Consider the following 17,680-nt stretch of genomic DNA (forward strand, 5'->3'; position numbering starts at 1 on the left):
TCAGCGGTTCTGGAAGGCAGGCGGACGGCGCTGCAGGAACGCGCTGGTGCCTTCGCGCATGTCCTCGGTAGCGAACAGCAGGCCGAACTGCGCGCTTTCGTATTCCAGGCCCGATTCAAGGCTGCACTCACCGCCTACATGCACGGCATCAAGCAGGCCACGCAGCGCCAGCGGCGCGGCCTGTGCCAGCTGCCGCGCCAGGGTCTGCACCCGCGCGTCGAGCGCATCGGCAGGCACCACCTCGTTGACGATGCCCAGTGCCAGTGCGCGCGTGGCATTGACCGGCGTGCCGAGCAGGCACAGCTCCAGGGTCGCGGCGCGACCGCACAGGCGCAGCAGGCGCTGGCTGCCACCGAAGCCGGGAATCAGGCCGAGATTGATCTCCGGTTGGCCAACCTTGGCGCTGTCGGCGGCGATGCGCAGGTGGCAGGCCATGGCCAGTTCCAGGCCACCGCCCAGTGCAAAACCATTCACGCGGGCGATCACCGGCTTGGGCATGCGCTCGATCCGGCGCATCAGGCCCTGGCCGAGCAGGGAGAAGTCACGACCCTGAACGGCGCTCAGGGTGTTCATTTCCGCGATGTCGGCGCCCGCCACGAAGGCCTTGGCGCCCGCGCCGGTCAGCACCACCACCCGCGCTGCGGGATCGGTGGCGGCATCGCTGAAAGCCTGGTCCAGGGCCTTCAGGGTCGCGGCATTGAGGGCATTGAGCTTGTCCGGGCGCTGCACGGTAATGGTGCGGACGGCGCCGTCATCGCTGACGTCGACCGGGGGGAGGGCGGGGGCGTCGGCCACGGGGAACTCCTGGAACGTTAAAAAAAAGTGAGATTGAACTCTGCAGACGCAGGCGGGTCAAAGGCTGCGTGGTGAGTAGCGGTTACACGTTGTGGCCGTTATCCTAACCCGTCGCCTCAGGGCGGCGCAGAACGTCCCTGAGTTACCACCCCTGGAGAACTGTTTGATGAAGTTGCGTTCTATCGCGGTCGCCGTCGCGGCCCTGGCCCTGACGGGCAATGCCTTCGCCCAGGACATCGCGTCCGAAAAGGGCAAGCTGAGCTACTACTTCGGTTACGACTACGGCAACAACCTGGCGGAGCTGACCGGTCGCGGTGAGCAGCTGGACATCAACTCGGTGGTGAAGGGCCTGCAGGACGCCTACGCCAAGAAGCAGCCGGCCATCACCGCCGAGCAGCTGAAGCCGGCCGTTGAAGCGTTCCAGAAGCGCGAGCAGGGCCGTGCCCAGGCTGCCAAGGCCGAGTACGAAAAGGCTGCTGCCGAAAACAAGACCAAGAGCGATCAGTTCATGGCCGCGAACAAGGCAAAGGCGGGCGTGCAGACCCTGCCGAGCGGCGTTCAGTACCGTGTGATCGAAGCCGGCAAGGGTGCCAAGCCGACCCAGGCCAGCACCGTGCAGCTGGAAGTGGCCGGTCCGTTCCCGTACGGCCAGCGCCCGACCGAAGCCCGTCCGGCCCAGCAGATCCCGTCGATCAAGGTCAGCGAAGTCGAAATGAAGGCCATGCGCGAGACGCTGCTGCAGATGCCGGCAGGCTCGAAGTGGGAAGTGTCCCTGCCGCCGGATCAGGCCTACGGCGCCGACCCGCGCACCCCGTTCCCGCCGAACGTGGCTGTGCAGTTCGAGATCAAGCTGATCAGCGTCAAGTAAGAAACAGCGTCGACATCAACGCGCCGGTGGCCTCCACCGGCGCGTTTTTGTTTGCGCCGCCACTGTCGGGAATGCGCCATGCTGGGCATCGCTGGCGTCGATTGTCAGTCGATTGCTCTGCGGCCCGTGTGGCGTCCGGCAATCCGCGCAAATCCAGCGCAATCGCGCTACTGTTGCCGGGTGCAAACTATGGAAGAAACGGCGCGTGTTGTCGCAAGTCCCTGCATCGGAGTGTGCAAGCTGGAGTCATACCGGCTGTGCAGCGGCTGCGGCCGGCATATCGATGAAATCGCCCGGTGGTCCTCGATGACTGACAGCGAGCGCAGCCACATCCTGCATCGGGTGCTGCCGCTGCGCGAACAGTTGCAACATTCGCTGCGTGGATCACTGGCCGATCATCATCGCCTGCTGCGCGCGTTGCATCCGTTGGCCGAACCGCCTGCCGGCGATGGCTGGAACCGCAGCGAACTGGATGACCTGCTGCCGCCAGGGCCACCGGTCGAAGCTGCTGTGCTGGCCGGCATCGTGCCGCGTGCCGGCGGCGCCCAGGTGATCCTCACCCGCAGGACCGAAGCCCTGCGCCAGCATGGTGGACAGGTGGGTTTCCCCGGCGGCCGCACCGAGCCGGACGACCGCGATGCGCTGGCTGCGGCCCTGCGCGAAAGCCAGGAAGAAATCGCGCTGGCCCCTTCCCAGGTGCAGGCATTGGGTTACCTCGATCCGTTCGTGACCATCACCGGCTACCGGGTAACCCCGGTGGTGGCGGTGATCGATCCGGATTTCGTGCCGGTACCGCAGCCCAGTGAAGTGGCCGAGGTGTTCGAGGTGCCGCTGGACTACCTGATGGCGGCAGACAACCTGCGCCAGGTCGAAATCAACCATCGCGGTCGCGTCCGGCATGTCCTTGAATACGGCTGGCCCGGCCAGCGCATCTGGGGGGCGACCGCGGCCATTCTCTACAACCTGCGCCGCCGCCTGGAGCAAGTGCAATGAAGCTGATCGATCCACCGTGGACCACCCTGGTCGATGTCACCACGCTGGCTGCGGCACTGGGCGAGGATGTGCGGGTGGTCGACGCACGTGCCACCGCCAGCACTGCCGTGCGTGTGGTGGATGCGCGCGCTTCGCTGGCCGACCCGCAGGCCGGCAGCGGCCAGTATCTGGCCGGGCATATCCCGGGCGCGGTGTATGCCGACCTGAATCGTGACCTGTCCGATCTGGAACGTGCTGGCCATGGTCGTCATCCGCTGCCGGACAGCGATGCATTCGCCGCGCGGCTGGGCCAGTGGGGCATCGGTCCCGATACCCAGGTGGTGGTCTACGACGGCAGCGACGGCAGCATGGCCGCCGCGCGCCTGTGGTGGCTGCTGCGGCTGATCGGGCACAGCAAGGTGGCGGTGCTTGATGGTGGCATCGCCGCCTGGCAGGCGGCCGGCCATCCGTTGGCTGCCGGGCAGGACATGGTCGTCACGTTGCCGGCCTACCCGGGCCGTTTCGACACCACCCAGATCGCCAATGCCGATGAAATCGCCGCCCGCTTGAAGCACGCACCGGGCTGGCTGGTCGATGCACGCGCGGGCGAACGCTTCCGTGGCGAGGTCGAGCCGCTGGATCCGGTCGCCGGCCATGTACCGGGCGCGGTCAATCGACCGTTCGCATTGAACGTCCTTGATGGCCGCCTGCGTGATCCGCAGGAGCTGCGTGCAGAGCTGCAGGGCGTGATCGGCAGCCAGGACCCGGAGCGCGTCGTACTGATGTGCGGCTCGGGCGTGACCGCCTGCCACGTGCTGCTGGCGATGGAAGCGGCCGGCCTGACCGGCGCGCGCATCTATGCTGATTCCTGGAGCGGCTGGGTCAGCGACAGCAGCCGCCCGGTGGCTACCGGCGCCTGAGCGCGCGATCGAGCATCGCTCGACGCTACAGGAAAACCATCCTGATCGATTCGACGCCCATCCACGCGTGGCGTGGATCTACTGGCCACCCGTTCATCTCTGGGGCAGAGCCCCCTGAGTCAGGGGGCGGCCGCGAAGCGGCGGGGATGTGGGAGCTGGTAAGTGGGGCCTGCGGTTCGCGCAGCGAAGCGTGGGAGCGACAGCGCGCATGCGATGGCGTGTACCCAGGGCGCAGCCCTGCCGATCAACCCACCGGCTGCAGTGGCACCTTCGCCAGGATCCGCGCCCACGGGAACAGCGGCCCCGGATCGCGCTTGCGCGCCACTGTCAGCGCCGGGTCGTCGCTGGCCGGCACCTGCTCCAGATCCAGCTGGTCGTGGCCGGCAATCTTCTGCAATGAGGGATAGCGCAGCACCAGCGCCTGCAGCAGCTGTTCCAGCGCCAGCAGCTGTGCTTCGCTGTAGGGTTCGTCCATCGCCTGGTGGCGGCTGTCCAGCCAGTGCGGGTAGCGGCCTGTATTGACCAGTTCGATGCCTACCGTATCGGCATTCATGCCGCGCACGTGGTGGGCGATGCGTTCCGGTGCCACGTACTGCGTCACGCCGCCATCGCGATCGATGTAGAAGTGCCCGCTGTTGCCGGCGCCGCTGTCATACAGCACGCGTTCGCCGTATTCCCGGGCCATGGCCAGATCCGGCAGTTCGGTGCAGTGGATGACCACCATCGCCAGGCTGGCCGGGTCGCGCACGGGCAGACGTTCGTGGTAGGGCAGCGGCTGCAGCTGCAGGCCGGGCAGGAGCGGGTTGGGCATGCGGCGATGCTAGCATTGCCGGATGAAACTGCCTTCCCTTCTGCTGTTGGTCCGCTCCGTGGGAGCGCACGCATGAGCCGTGGTCACTGCATTCTGTCGCACGGCTTCGAGAGTGGCCCGGAGGCGACCAAGGTCACCGCCCTGGCCGACGTCGCGCAGCGACTGGGCTGGACCCACGAGCGCCCGGACTACACCGATCTGGACGCGATGAGCGAGGTCAGCCGCGTGGGTGACGTGCGCGCCCGCCTGCAGCGCCTGGTCGAGCGCACGGCCGCGGCTGCCGCGCAGGGGCCGGTGGTGCTGGCAGGCTCCAGCCTGGGCGCCTACATTTCGGCCATCACCTCGCTGCAGGTGCCGGTGGTCGGCCTGTTCCTGATGGTGCCGCCCACCACCATGGGGCCGATGCCGGCACTGGATGCCGCCAAGGTGCCAACCACGGTGGTGCAGGGCTGGCACGACGATGTGGTGCCGGCCGCCGGGGTCATCGCCTGGGCGCAGGCGCGCTCGGCGCAGCTGCTGCTGGTGGACGATGGCCACCGCCTGGAACATCACGTGGAGGCCTCCGCACAGGCCTTCGAGCGCCTGCTGCGGCAGCTGTGAAGCCCGGGCGCACAGCGCGCCCGCCCGCATTGACTACAATGGCAGCCCCGCCGCCCCTGGCGCGGGCCTGCCGGCCGTGCCCACGGCCCTCCTTTCCGAATGGCGCGGCCTCCCCGCCGTGCCTGACCACCTGCGAACCGATCCCGTGAAATTTTTTGTCTCCTGCGCCAAGGGCCTGGAATACCTGCTTGCCGACGAGCTGTCGGCCCTGGGCCTGGAAAAGGCCACTGCCACCATTGCCGGCGTCAACGCCGATGGCGAACTGGAGCAGGCGCTGCGGATCGTGATGTGGTCGCGCCTGGCCAGCCGCGTGCTGTGGCCGATCGACGAATTCGAATGCCCGGACGAGCAGGCCCTGTACGACGGCGTGCGCGCGCTGCCGTGGCACGAGCACATCAAGCCGGAGATGACCCTGGCGGTGGACGCGCATGTGTCCGGCGACAAGATCACCCATGCCCGCTTCGCTGCGCAGCGGATCAAGGACGCCATCGTCGACCGCATGCGCGATGAAGGCCTGGAACGCCCCTCGGTCAATACCGACCTGCCCGATGTGCGCGTGAACCTGTCGTTGCGCAAGGGCCGCGCCTCGCTGTCGATCGATCTCGGCGGCGGCCCGCTGCATCGCCGTGGCTGGCGCGGTGCCGCCCACGAGGCCCCGTTGAAGGAAAACCTGGCCGCTGCGCTGCTGCTGCGTGCGCAATGGCCGCGCCTGCACGCGGCCGGCGGTGGCCTGCTGGACCCGATGTGCGGCAGCGGCACACTGCTCATCGAAGGCGCGCTGATGGCCGCCGACGTCGCCCCCGGGCTGATGCGCCACGGCAGCCTGCCGCCGAGCCGCTGGCTGGGCTTCGACAAGGCCGCATGGAAGGCCATCACGAGCGAGGCGCGCGATCGTGAGGCCACAGGGCTGGCGGCACTGAAGCCGGTGGTCCACGGCAGCGACATCGACCCGGTGGCGATCCAGGCCGCACGCGAGAACGCCGAGGTTGCCGGAGTTGCCCACGCCATCCGTTTCACCCGCGCCGACGTGGCCGACCTGCCCACCCCGGAGCAGGAGATCGGTGCGGTGGTCTGCAACCCGCCCTACGACGAGCGCCTGGCTGCCGATCCCGCGCTGTACCGCAAGCTGGGCAATGCCCTGCAGAAGGCCGTGCCGCAGTGGCGCGCCAGCCTGCTGTGCGGCAACGACGAACTGGCCTTCGCCACCGGCCTGCGTGCCGGCAAGAAGTACCAGATGTTCAACGGCGCGCTGGAATGCGCACTGATCGTCTGCGACCCGATTGCCGTTCCGGGCCGTGACCCGGCACAGGTGCGCGAACTGAGCGAAGGCGCGCAGATGGTGGCCAACCGCCTGCGCAAGAACCTGAAGAAGTTCAAGAACTGGCGTGCGCGCGAAGGCATCACCTGCTTCCGTGCCTACGACGCCGATCTGCCGGAATACGCAGCGGCCATCGACGTGTACGAGGAAGACGGTGGCCAGCGCCGCACGTTCCTGCACGTGCAGGAGTACGCCGCGCCGGCTGCGATCCCGGAAAACGACGTGCGCCGTCGTCGCAACGAACTGCTGGCTGCCGCGCGTGAAGTGTTCGCGGTGCCGCCGGAGCAGGTGTCGATGAAGTCGCGCGAGCGCGGCAAGGGCGGCAGCAAGTACGGCCGTTTCGAGCAGCGCGATGAATATGTCGTGGTGCGCGAGAACGACGCGCTGCTGCAGGTGAACCTGTTCGATTACCTCGATACCGGCCTGTTCCTCGATCACCGCCCGCTGCGCCGGCTGATGGCCGAGCAGGCGCGCGGCAAGCGTTTCCTCAACCTGTTCTGCTACACCGGCGTGGCCAGTGTGCAGGCCGCGGTGGCGGGTGCTGCCAGCACCACCAGCGTCGACCTGTCGGCGACCTACCTGCAGTGGTGCTACGACAACCTGGCCTTGAACGGGCAGGGCGGCAACCAGCACCTGCTGGTGCAGGCCGATGCGATGGCATGGCTGGAAGGTGATCGTGGCCAGTACGACGTGATCTTCTGCGATCCGCCGACGTTCTCGAACTCGGCCCGTGCCGAGGACTTCGACGTGCAGCGAGAGCAGCTGAAGCTGCTGCGCCTGTCGGTGGCGCGGCTGGCGCCGGGCGGCGTGCTGTACTTCTCCAACAACTTCCGTCGCTTCAAGCTGGAAGAAAATGCGATTGCCGAGTTCGCGCAGTGCCGCGAAATCAGCGCCAGCACCATCGGCCCCGATTTCGAGCGCAATGCGCGTATCCATCGCGCATGGGAACTGAAGCGGCTGGGTTGACGGCGTGCCGGGCCATGCCCGGCGGAGGCGGTCCGGGTAGATCCACGCCATGCGTGGAGGGCGGCTACACCAACCCCACCAACAGCCCCAGCACCGGCAACCCGATCGCCAGCGGTGCGATCCAGCGTGGCCGGTACGGGTACAGCCCGAATGCGAGCGCCACACCGCCAAGTGTCATCACGCCCAGCCACAGCACCGGGCCCATCGCCCAGCCGTGGTCGGCCACGCACAACGCGAACGCCACCGTCAGCAGGGCCCAGCCCAGCACCCGCCACTGCGTGCGCCGAGCCGGGGTGGCTGCCGCCTTGCCATGAAGATCGTGCTGGTGCTTCTCCATCGCCAGCGACAACGCGGTGAACGCGGAGAACGACAGCGTCAATGCCAGCAGCATCATGCGCTGGCCTCCGCTTCGGCACTTTCTGCCACAGTCCTGGGCGCCGCCGCGGCTGCAGCACGCTTCTTCTTCTCGGCCGCACTCAGCGGTGGCGTCCAGCGCTGCATGCGCCAGCCGCACAGGGTCAGCATCGCGCCGAAGGCGATCATCGACAGGTCGAAGCCGGCCAGCACCCAGTCACCGCTGCGCAGGGTCACGCCCAGGTGCGCGTGGGTGGTCAGTGCATTGACCACCGGCACCAGTGCGAACGCCGCAGCGCCGAGGTAAAGCTGCCAGGTCCACATCATCCGCTTGGGCCAGATGAAGGCGGCCAGCAGCGATGCGCCCCATGCGTAGAAGAACACGTTGGCTTCGGCACTCGAGCGTTCGGCGATATCCAGCGGCAGCAGGCGATTGCCCCAGAAATAGGCGGCAAAGGCGATCGGCAGGCCAGCCACGGCGCCGATGTTCAACGCATCGACCAGCCGCAGGCCGAAGCCGATGCGGCCGCTCTTGGCATGTTTCGGCCGTTCCTTCACCGCCCACAGCACCACGCCGCTGGCCACCATCAGGCAGCCGACCAGGCCGGACAGGAAGAACAGCGCGCGCAGGCCCCAATCGGCGAAGCGTGCCAGGTGCAGGCCGTAGAGCACGCCACGGGTGGCGGTGGCGCCGCCCGACGGCGGGGTTTCTTCCAGCAGCGTGCCCTTGACCATGTCGTAGCGCACGGCCGGGGTGTCGGTGGACAGGCGCTTGCCATCACGCTGGCGGATGTCGATCACTGCATTGGCCGCGCCGGGATTGGACACGCTGAAGCCGGCAACTTCCACGCCGTGCCAATGTGCCCGCGCGCTGTCCAGCAGCTGTGCGATCGGCAGTGGCACTGCACGCCCTTCGGCCTTCGCAGTCACTTCGGGCATGCCGCCGAACGCTTCGGCATAGAACGCGTCCTCGTCCTGCGGGTAAGCGACTTTCACGCCCCACGGCAGGTACATGATCATCAGGGTGACGATGCCGGTGTAGGTGATCATCGCGTGGTAGGGCAGGGCCATCACCGCGCTGACGTTGTGGAAATCCAGCCACGAACGCAGGCCCTTGTCCTTGCGGAAGGTGAAGAAGTCCTTGAAGATTTTCTTGTGGGTGATGACGCCGGTGATGATCGCCACCAGCATGAACATCGCGCAGAAGCCGACCAGGTAGCGCGCCCACAGCACCGGGATGTAGTGCAGGTCGAAGTGCAGGCGATAGAAGAAGTCGCCCCCGCGGGTCTCCCGTGCCTTCAGCGCATCGCCGGTATTGGGATCGAGTGTGGCGTCGCCGAACGCACCACGCCGCCCGCGCGCCGGGTCGGCCAGGGCTTCGGGCAGGCGCCAGAACATCTGCATGGCCGGGTTGCGTGGCTGCGGCAACGTTACGAACCAGTTCTCGGCCTGCGACGCGTTGGCCTGCAGGTAGTCGACCGCACGTTGCGCGGCGACATCGACGCTGACCGTGGCGCTGGGCAGCTCCGGGCGCATCCAGCGGCTGATCTCCTCGCGGTAGTAGCTGGCGGTGCCAGCCATGAAGATCAGCAGCAGCAACCAGCCGACCAGCAGCCCGGTCCAGGTGTGCAGCCAGGCCATCGACTGGCGGAATCCGTTCTTCATGCCCAGGCTCCCAGCAGGCGCGAAACGCCGGCCATCAGCAGGGTGGGGGCGAGGATGCCAACCCAGGCGCGCAGTGCGCTGCGGGTGGCGAAGGCCCACAGTGCGGCGCAGGCGGCCACCAGGATCGCCAGCAGCATGCCGGTCAGCACGGTCTGGCCGCGCGCGCCGGGCAGGGCCACTGCGCAGAACACGCAGGTAACAGCGGCCAGGGCGTAGCCACCGAAGATCGCGGCAAGCGAGCGCGATAGCACGCCCCAGCGCGGGTTGCCGAAGAAGTGGGCGAGACGTGAGCTGGCAAGTGCGGGCGAGCGGTCCACGGTGGTCCTGCAGGTTGGTAGGGAAGAGGACCGGCGCACCGAGGTGCGCCGGGAGTGGCCATCCGTGGCCGGGTACCGGTCGCAGAACCGGCACCATCCATCAGGTCATCAGAGCTTCCAGCGCAGGGTCATGGTGACGTTGCGCGGTTCGCCCCAGTACACGCCCTGGTAGAAGCCGACGTTGTTGTAGTACTTCTTGTCCAGCAGGTTGTTGATGTTCAGCTGTGCGCTGAAGTTCTCGTTGAAGCGGTAGCCGGCGGCCAGGTTCAGCAGGTAGAACGCGTCCTGCTGGATCGGTGCCTGTTCGGTACGGCCGGTAGTGGCGTAGTTCGCGGCCGGACGGGCCGTCATGCGCCAGATGCGGCTCTGCCAGGTGGCACCGCCGCCCAGCCAGAAGCGGCCGTCGATGCCGCCTGGACGCCAGCTGGCGTTGAGCCGCAGCGTGTCCTGCGGGGTGGTGGTGTTCTGCAGCACGCCGGCCTGGTTGCGGCTGACGGTGTGGGCGAAGCCGGCCGACAGGTTCCAGCTGTCGCCGATGCTGCCCTGGGTTTCGATTTCCCAGCCGTGCACCTTGTTGCCCTTGCCGGTGGAACGATAGGCCTGGCTGCCATCGGGCAGCGAGTTCGGCGGCACCGCGTCATCGATCTCGGCCACGTTGTCCTTCTCGCCTTCGAAGATCGCCGCCGAGGCATTGAGCAGACCCCCGAAGAACTCGGCCTTCAGGCCGCCTTCGTACATCTTGCCGACCACCGGTTCCAGGTAGGTGCCATTGCGGTCGCGGTAGTTCTGCGGGGCGAAGATGTCGGTGTAGCTGGCGTAGGCGCTGAACACGCTGTTGATGTCGTACACCACGCCGAAGTAGGGCGTGGTGGGATCCTTCGGCTTGTAGCCGGTGCGGGTGGTGCCGGTACGCTTGCCGCTGGCATCGTAGGTGTAGCGCCAGGTCTTGGTTTCCCAGCTGCCATAGCGCACGCCGGCCACCACCAGCAGCGGATCGGCCACGCGCACGCGGGCAGCCACATAGGCGGCCTGCTGGCGCAGCTCATCTTCCGAGCCGAGGTAGCCGGGACGGCTCACCTGCAGGGGAGCGACATCGCCGCTCCAGTTGCGCCAGTCCGGCACAACGGCGTAGCTGGACGGGTAGCTGTCGATCGTGGCCGCCGGGTACTCGCCCTTGCGGGTGGACTGGCCCACGCCGAACACCACTTCCTGTTCATGGCCGAACAGATCGAAGGTGCTGGTCGCGTTGACGTCGACCACGTCCATGACGCTGTTTTCCACGAAGTTGCCGATGTAGGCGACCACGCCGGTGCCATCCGGGCGCGGGTAGCCCTGCGCGCCGTACCACACCGCACCATCGGTATTGCGCTTGGAGCGGCTGACTGCGGCCTTCACCGACCAGTGCGCGCCCAGCTGCTGTTCGAGGCGGGCGAAGCTGGTCTTTTCCACGATCGGCCAGCTGCTCCACGATGCCGACAGGTTGGTCGAGCGTGGCAGGTTGGCCGGCTTGCCATCGACGCCCCAATAGGGGACCACGCCCCAGGTGACGCCGGTGGTCTTCGGCGACTGGTATTCGTAACCCACTTCGAACAGCGTGCTGTCGCTCAGGTCGGCCTGCACGATGCCGTAGAACACGTCCTTGTTGAGCTGGTAGACATCGCGGAACGAATCGCTCTGCTGCTTGGCGGCGACCACGCGGGCGCGGATGCGGCCATCCCAGGCCACCGGGCCGCCCAGATCGGCTTCCAGGCGCTGGTTGCCCCAGCGGCCGAGGGTCAGATTGGCCCCCATCTGGAAGGTATCGGTGGGGCGCTTGCGTACCATGCTGATGGTGCCGGAAGGATCGCCGGCGCCGGTGGTCAGGCCGGTGGCACCGCGGATCACTTCGATGCGGTCATAGATGACATTGTCGGTGTTGGTCTTGATCGACCCACCGAAGGTGTTGAGCATGCCGTCGATCTGGAAATTGGTGATGCTGTAGCCACGCGACATGTAGTTGATGCGCTCGCTGTCGGTGACCGACACACTGACGCCGGTCACCTGGCCCATCACGTCCGACAACGAGAACAGCCCCATGTCATCCATCCGCTGCCGGGTGATGACGGTGACCGACTGCGGTGTCTCGCGCAGCGACAGGTCCAGCTTGGTGGCGGTGCGCGCGCTCTTGACCGTGTAGCTGTTGGGCAGCTCGCCATCGGCGGTCACCTTGACCGTGTCCAGCGTGCGTGCACTGGCGTCGGCGGGAACCTCGGCGTGGGCCAGCGGGGCGATCATCAATGCAGTCAGGGCCAAGGCCAAACGGGTACGGCGGGGGGGATTCAGCGGCAATGCCATCAGTGCGGTTCCATGCAGGACAAAAAACAGGCGATGGAAATCGCGCGCACGACGGCCCCATGCTCCGCACAGGTCGCCCAGCGTTGCTTCCCATCGACGCAGCGCCACCTGCAATGCAGGCGACCCGGTAGTCGGGGGATGTACACGGGCGAAGGGGCGGGTGGGCGCGTGCTTCCTTGCCCCGCTTGGCTAAGCGTACAACCGATCAGTAAATGATAGGCATTCGCATTTCGTTAATCAAGCGTGACGATCTTCCATCCACGCCCGCGGGTGTGGAGGCTCCGGGCACAGCCCGGGCGCCCCCCTTCAGAAGTGGAACAGGTTCAGAACCGGAACAGCACCGTTGCCGCATGCAGCAGCAGCCCGATCAACCCGCCCACCAGGGTGCCGTTGAAACGGATGAACTGCAGGTCGCGGCCCACGCTCAGTTCCAGCTGTTCGACAAGGTGGCGTTCGTCCCAGCTCTTCACTGTCTGTGCGATGTGGCTGGTGACGCCCTCGCGCAGGCGCCCGGTCAGGCGCTGCGCGCCTTCCAGCAGATGCTGGTTCAAGGCATCACGCAATGCCGGGTCCGACTGCAGGCTGTCGCCCAGCGAGGCCAGGCTGCGCTGCAGGTGGCCGACCAGGGCGGAGTCCTCCCGTTGCAGGTCGCTGCGCAGGCTGGCATGGATGCGCGACCACAGGCCCTGCACGTACTCCTGCAGCGCCGGGTGATCGATCATTTCCTGCTTCAGCTGCTCGATGCGCTCGGCCAGCGCCGGGTCCTCGCGCAGGCGCTGCACGTAGTTTCCCAGCCACTGCTCGTAGTCCTGGCGCAGCGGATGCTGCGGCTCTGCCAGCACCTGCTGCAGCTCTTCCAGCACCGCCCGCGCCAGGCGTTCGGCCAGGCTGTCGCCGATCTCATCGATCGGTTTCACCCAGTTCACCGTGCTCGACAGCGTCGGCCACTCGCGCTGGATGTAGCGCACGATCAGCTGCGAGGCGCGTTCCTTGACCTCTGCCTGTTCCAGCCAACGCCCCAGCCGCTGCAGGCCTTCGTCGAGCACGCGCTGGTGGCGGCCATCGGCGGTCAGCAGGGCCAGCAGTTCGCCGGCGGTGGCGGCTGCGTTCCACTGCCGCAGCTGCTGCACCACGAAGCTGTGCAGCTGGCGGCGCACGGCCGTTTCATCGAAGAAATCCAGCGCCTGCAGCGCCCAGCCGCGCGCCATGTCGGCCAGCATCCGTGAACGCGCCGGATCGGCCAGCCAGCTGCCCAGGCGGCTGGCCGGGTCGAACACCTGCAGCTTGGCCAGCAGCACCTGCGGTTCCAGGAACTGATCGCGCACGAAGTGCGCCAGGCTCTCGCCGATGCGATCCTTGCTGCGCGGGATGATGGCCGTATGCGGGATCGGCAGGCCCATGGGCCGCCGGAACAGGGCCACCACCGCGAACCAGTCGGCCAGCGCACCGACCGCAGCGGCCTCGCAGAATGCCGAAACCCAGGCCCAGATGCCCCGTTCACCCTGCCAGTGACTGACACCAAAGCCGACCAGCATCAACGCCAGCAGGCCAAGGGCAAGGGCTTTCAGGCGGCGCAGCTGGGCGCGGCGTGGATCGATGGCAGACGTCATGGCCGAAGTCTACCTGCCGGCGCATGAGCGCCGGGTAGCGCCGGGCCATGCCCGGTGGCTTGCACGACCCGCTGCGCTCGCCGGGCGTGGCCCGGCGCTACCGCTTACAGTGCTTCGAGCTGCTTGCGCAGCTGCGCAAGCTGGGCGCGCAGGGTGTCGTTCTCGCGGGTCAGGGTGACCACGCGGCGGCGCAGCGCCGGGGCATCCTCGCCCAGCTGTTCCAGCGCGGCCAGCACCTGGGCATCACGGCTGGCGATCTCATCCTCGCTGGCTTCCTCGAAATCCATTTCCGGCGATCCGGCTTCCGGCTTCGGCGCGCGCGGCTTGCGCTTGGCCTCGCGCACGCGCTTGGCGGCCTGCTTCAACTCATCCTTGCCACCGGCAGCGGCGGCGCGCTGCTCCTCTTCGGGCAGGTCGGCCACGGCGGCGGCAGCGCTGATCGAAATCATGCCGGCCTTCACCGCTTCCACCACTTCGGCGGCGGCCTGTGCATGGATGCGTTCGATCATGCCCACCTGGCTGGTACTCAGCTTGGCCTCGCGGGCCAGCTCGGCGCGGCTGATCTTCGGTGCCGGCTCCCACGGCGGGCTGTCTTCGCCTGCATCCTCGGTGCTGTCTGCGGTGCCGTCGCTTTCGCGCTGCAGCTGCGCCTGTTCAACCTGCTTGCGTGCAGACAGGATGTCGCGCTTGCGCAGTGCCAGCACGCCACGCTGGAAATCGGACACGCTGCGGCGGCCCAGGTGCTGCTCGATCATCCACAGGTGCACATCGTCCATGCTCTGGAAACGGGTGTTCTGCACGGTGTTGAACGGCAGGTCGTGCTTCTGGCAGATGCCGAAGCGGTTGTGGCCATCCACCAGCACATCGCCCCACAGCACCAGCGCGTCGCGGCAGCCTTCGGCGAGGATGCTGCGCTCAAGCGCCTCGTGTTCGTCCGCAGTCAGCGGGTCGATGTAGGCCTTGAGTTCTTCTTTGACGACGATGTTCATGGGCACGGCAACGGGCAGGAGCGGAACCGCCCATTGTACCTGCTCGCCACCGCCGGCCCGGGCTCAGGCGGTGGCCCGGATCATCTCGCCCAGGGTGCCGGTGATCTGGTCGATCTGGGCCTTGTCCACGATCAGCGGCGGCGACAGCGCGATGATGTCGCCGGTGCAGCGCACCAGCAGGTGGCCATCGTGGAAGCAGCGCCGGAACACCTCATGGCCACGGCTGCCGGGCGCGTCCTTGCGGGGCGCCAGCTCGACCGCACCGACCAGGCCGAAGTTGCGGATGTCGATCACGTTCGGCAGCCCCTGCAGTGCATGCAGCCGTTCCTGCCAGTACTCGCCCAGTTCGATGGCGCGCTCGAACAGGCGTTCTTCGGCGTAGACATCCAGCGTGGCCAATGCCGCGGCACATGCCAGAGGATGGCCCGAATACGTATAGCCATGGAACAGTTCGATGGCCTGCGGCGGACCCTGCATGAAAGCGGCATGCACCTGGTCGCCGACCAGTACGCCACCCAGCGGCACCGCGCCGTTGCTGACGCCCTTGGCGAAGGTCAGCAGGTCCGGGGTGACGCCGAACCGCTGCGCGGCGAAGGCCATGCCGACCCGGCCGAATCCGGTGATCACTTCATCGAATACCAGCAGGATGCCGTGCTGGTCACAGATCTCGCGCAGGCGCTGCAGGTAACCCGGGGCGGGCAGGATCACCCCGGCCGACCCGGCGATGGGTTCAACGAAGACCGCAGCAATGGTGGAAGGGTCGTGCAGGGCGATCAGTCGTTCCAGATCGTCGGCCAGCTCGGCGCCCTGCCGCGGCAGCCCCTTGCTGAAGGCATTGCGCGACAGGTCCAGCGTATGCCGCAGGTAGTCCACGCCGCCCAGCTGCAGCCCGACCTGGCGCCGGTTGTTGGGCAGTCCGCCCAGCGCCATGCCGCCGAAGCCGACGCCGTGGTAGGCCTTTTCGCGGCTGATGAAGCGAGTGCGCTGGCCTTCACCGCGCAGCTGGTGATGGGCCAGCACGATCTTCATCGCGGTATCCACCGCTTCAGAGCCCGAGCTGGTGAAGAACGCATGGTTGAGCCCGGCCGGGGCCAGTGCGGCCAGGCGCTGCGCCAGCGCGAAGGCGGGCGGCGAGCCCATCTGGAACGCGGGCGAGTAGTCCAGGGTAGCGGCCTGTTCGGCGATGGCCTTGACGATGCGCGGGCGCGCATGGCCGGCATTGCAGCACCACAGGCCAGCGGTACCGTCGAGGATGGCGCGGCCGTCCACGTCTTCGTAGTGCATGCCCTCGGCGCGCACCAGCATGCGCGGCGCCCCCTTGTACTGGCGGTTGGCAGTGAACGGCATCCAGTACGCCTCCAGTGACTCGGGGCGCTGCGTGGCCAGGTCGTGCAGGTCGCTTGCAGGGTGCTTCATGCCGGCTCCATCGGGTCCGATGGGAAGACTGTAGCGCAGCTGCGTCACGCCGAGGTTGCCTTCGCCGGGCATGGCCAGGCGAGTGCGCAGTGCGGTCGATCACGGCGGGGTCGCGGCCGCGCCGGTATAAGCAGGGCATCGTTGATTGCTGGAGCGACCCATGGCCGACTTCCCCCACCGCAGCCACTGGCAGGCGCTGGCCAGCCGCCTGCCGATTCCCGGCCAGGCCTTCATCGACGGCCGCTACGTCGATGCGGCCAGTGGCGAACGCTTCGATTGCATCAGCCCGATCGACGGCCAGGTGCTGGGCGCCGTCGCCGCATGTGATACGCAGGACGTGGACCGCGCGGTGATGGCCGCACGCCGAGCCTTCGATGCCGGCCACTGGTCGCAGGCCACGCCGGCCCATCGCAAGCGCGTGCTGCTGGCGCTGGCTGCGCTGGTGGAACACCATGCCGATGAGCTGGCCCTGCTGGAAACACTGGACATGGGCAAGCCGATACGCGACGCACGGCGCATCGACGTGCCCGGTGTGGTGCGTTGCCTGAGCTGGACCGCTGAAGCCGTGGACAAGCTGTACGGCGAGATCGCACCGACCGGCCCGCATGAACTGGGTCTGGTCAGCCGCGAGGCATCGGGTGTGGTGGCCGCCATCGTGCCGTGGAATTTTCCGTTGCTGATGGCCTGCTGGAAAATCGCGCCAGCGCTGGCGATGGGCAACTCGGTCGTGCTCAAGCCGTCCGAGCGTTCGCCGCTGAGTGCGCTGCGGCTGGCGGCGCTGGCCATCGAGGCGGGGCTGCCGGAAGGCGTGCTCAACGTGTTGCCCGGCTACGGCACGTCAGTGGGCGAGCCGTTGGCGCTGCACATGGATGTGGACGTGCTGGCGTTCACCGGCTCCACCGCCACCGGCGCCAGGCTGCTGGAATACGCCGGCCGTTCCAATCTCAAGCGGGTCTGGCTGGAGTGCGGTGGCAAGAGTCCGCACCTGGTGTTCGCCGACGCGCCCGACCTGGACGCGGCGGCCAAAGGCGTGGCGCAGGGAATTTTCTTCAACCAGGGCGAGGTCTGCACGGCCGGTTCGCGCTTGCTGGTGCAGCGCTCGATCCGTGACGATTTCGTGCACCAGGTGATCGCCTATGGCCGGCGCATGCAACCGCGCCATCCGCTGGAGGCCGATGCGCCGATGGGCGCGCTGGTCGATGCCGCGCACGTGGACAAGGTGCTGGCCGACATCGCCCGCGCCGAGGCCGAGGGCGCCCGCCTGCTGCTGGGGGGCCAGCGTGCCGACGTCGAGGCAGGTGGCAGCTACGTGCAGCCCACGGTGTTCGACCAGGTGCGACCGGAACAGGCATTGGCGCGCGAGGAGGTATTCGGCCCGGTGCTGGCGGTGCTGGGCTTTGATGACGAAGCCGAAGCGGTGCGGTTGGCCAACGACAGCCGTTATGGCCTGGCCGCCGGGCTGTGGACCCGTGATCTCGGCCGCGCCCATCGCGTGGCCCGGCAGCTGCGCGCGGGCAGCGTATGGGTGAACGGCTGGGACGGTGGTGACATGACGGCGCCATTCGGGGGCTACCGTCAGTCCGGCAACGGCCGCGACAAATCACTGCACGCCTTCGACAAGTACAGCGAGATCAAGGCCACCTGGATCCAGTTGTAGAGCCGGGCCCACGCTCGGCTGCTTTCCGCGGATGGCCACTGGGCCTGGCCCCGGCGGACATCCCGGGGTGGCATCGGTGTCGGCTGAA

15 protein-coding genes are annotated in these 17,680 nt (G+C 67.5%); 6 read left to right on the forward strand and 9 right to left on the reverse strand.

Annotated features, from left to right (window positions below):
- Complete coding sequence (locus ACVOLJ_RS06885; RefSeq protein WP_481563770.1) at nucleotides 1-795, reverse strand: enoyl-CoA hydratase/isomerase family protein; 795 nt, start codon at nucleotides 793-795, stop codon at nucleotides 1-3.
- 166 nt (nucleotides 796-961) lie between these two features.
- On the opposite strand from ACVOLJ_RS06885, the gene ACVOLJ_RS06890 reads away from it, so the two are divergent.
- The 3 genes from ACVOLJ_RS06890 to ACVOLJ_RS06900 all read left to right on the forward strand — a co-directional run bounded on the left by ACVOLJ_RS06890 (nucleotide 962) and on the right by ACVOLJ_RS06900 (nucleotide 3,555).
- Nucleotides 962-1,663, forward strand: a complete 702-nt coding sequence (locus ACVOLJ_RS06890) for an FKBP-type peptidyl-prolyl cis-trans isomerase N-terminal domain-containing protein (RefSeq protein WP_475277972.1) — start codon at nucleotides 962-964, stop codon at nucleotides 1,661-1,663.
- 189 nt (nucleotides 1,664-1,852) lie between these two features.
- On the forward strand, nucleotides 1,853-2,656 hold the full coding sequence (locus tag ACVOLJ_RS06895; RefSeq protein WP_475277973.1) for a CoA pyrophosphatase: 804 nt from the start codon (nucleotides 1,853-1,855) through the stop codon (nucleotides 2,654-2,656).
- Nucleotides 2,653-3,555, forward strand: coding sequence for a sulfurtransferase (locus ACVOLJ_RS06900; protein ID WP_481563771.1), 903 nt, complete (start codon nucleotides 2,653-2,655; stop codon nucleotides 3,553-3,555). The genes ACVOLJ_RS06895 and ACVOLJ_RS06900 overlap by 4 nt, the downstream gene beginning before the upstream one ends.
- Before the next feature lie 244 nt (nucleotides 3,556-3,799).
- On the opposite strand, the gene ACVOLJ_RS06905 is transcribed toward ACVOLJ_RS06900, so the two are convergent.
- Nucleotides 3,800-4,366 (reverse strand): N-acetylmuramoyl-L-alanine amidase, encoded by a 567-nt coding sequence (locus ACVOLJ_RS06905; RefSeq protein WP_481563772.1) that lies wholly within the window; start codon nucleotides 4,364-4,366, stop codon nucleotides 3,800-3,802.
- A 72-nt stretch (nucleotides 4,367-4,438) separates the two neighbouring features.
- Between ACVOLJ_RS06905 and ACVOLJ_RS06910 the strand changes: the two genes are divergently transcribed.
- Together ACVOLJ_RS06910 and rlmKL are read left to right on the forward strand one after the other, a co-directional pair.
- Nucleotides 4,439-4,966, forward strand: coding sequence for an alpha/beta hydrolase (locus ACVOLJ_RS06910; protein ID WP_475277976.1), 528 nt, complete (start codon nucleotides 4,439-4,441; stop codon nucleotides 4,964-4,966).
- Between the two features lie 145 nt (nucleotides 4,967-5,111).
- Entirely contained in the window at nucleotides 5,112-7,250 is a 2,139-nt protein-coding gene (gene rlmKL / locus ACVOLJ_RS06915; RefSeq protein ID WP_475277977.1) for a bifunctional 23S rRNA (guanine(2069)-N(7))-methyltransferase RlmK/23S rRNA (guanine(2445)-N(2))-methyltransferase RlmL, read from the forward strand.
- 64 nt (nucleotides 7,251-7,314) lie between these two features.
- On the opposite strand, the gene ACVOLJ_RS06920 is transcribed toward rlmKL, so the two are convergent.
- The 7 genes from ACVOLJ_RS06920 to aptA form a co-directional block, all read right to left on the reverse strand.
- Entirely contained in the window at nucleotides 7,315-7,644 is a 330-nt protein-coding gene (locus tag ACVOLJ_RS06920; RefSeq protein WP_481563773.1) for a DUF3325 domain-containing protein, read from the reverse strand.
- Nucleotides 7,641-9,269 (reverse strand): PepSY-associated TM helix domain-containing protein, encoded by a 1,629-nt coding sequence (locus ACVOLJ_RS06925; RefSeq protein WP_481563774.1) that lies wholly within the window; start codon nucleotides 9,267-9,269, stop codon nucleotides 7,641-7,643. Before ACVOLJ_RS06925 ends, ACVOLJ_RS06920 begins: the two co-directional genes overlap by 4 nt.
- Entirely contained in the window at nucleotides 9,266-9,586 is a 321-nt protein-coding gene (locus tag ACVOLJ_RS06930) for a DUF3649 domain-containing protein (RefSeq protein ID WP_475277980.1), read from the reverse strand. The genes ACVOLJ_RS06925 and ACVOLJ_RS06930 overlap by 4 nt, the downstream gene beginning before the upstream one ends.
- Nucleotides 9,587-9,694: 108 nt before the next feature.
- On the reverse strand, nucleotides 9,695-11,920 hold the full coding sequence (locus ACVOLJ_RS06935) for a TonB-dependent siderophore receptor (protein ID WP_481563775.1): 2,226 nt from the start codon (nucleotides 11,918-11,920) through the stop codon (nucleotides 9,695-9,697).
- A gap of 323 nt (nucleotides 11,921-12,243) precedes the next feature.
- Nucleotides 12,244-13,530: a DUF445 domain-containing protein gene (locus tag ACVOLJ_RS06940; RefSeq protein WP_475277982.1), complete on the reverse strand. Its 1,287-nt coding sequence runs from the start codon at nucleotides 13,528-13,530 to the stop codon at nucleotides 12,244-12,246.
- 104 nt (nucleotides 13,531-13,634) lie between these two features.
- The gene (locus ACVOLJ_RS06945; RefSeq protein WP_481563776.1) at nucleotides 13,635-14,519 is read right to left on the reverse strand and encodes a ParB N-terminal domain-containing protein; all 885 of its coding nucleotides are present in this window, start codon (nucleotides 14,517-14,519) and stop codon (nucleotides 13,635-13,637) included.
- Nucleotides 14,520-14,582: 63 nt separating this feature from the next.
- Nucleotides 14,583-15,935 (reverse strand): omega-aminotransferase AptA, encoded by a 1,353-nt coding sequence (gene aptA / locus ACVOLJ_RS06950; RefSeq protein ID WP_475277984.1) that lies wholly within the window; start codon nucleotides 15,933-15,935, stop codon nucleotides 14,583-14,585.
- Nucleotides 15,936-16,095: 160 nt separating this feature from the next.
- On the opposite strand from aptA, the gene ACVOLJ_RS06955 reads away from it, so the two are divergent.
- Nucleotides 16,096-17,592: an aldehyde dehydrogenase gene (locus tag ACVOLJ_RS06955; protein WP_481563777.1), complete on the forward strand. Its 1,497-nt coding sequence runs from the start codon at nucleotides 16,096-16,098 to the stop codon at nucleotides 17,590-17,592.
- The last annotated feature ends 88 nt before the right edge of the window (nucleotides 17,593-17,680 follow it).

This window comes from Stenotrophomonas sp. STEN046 (assembly GCF_056759755.1).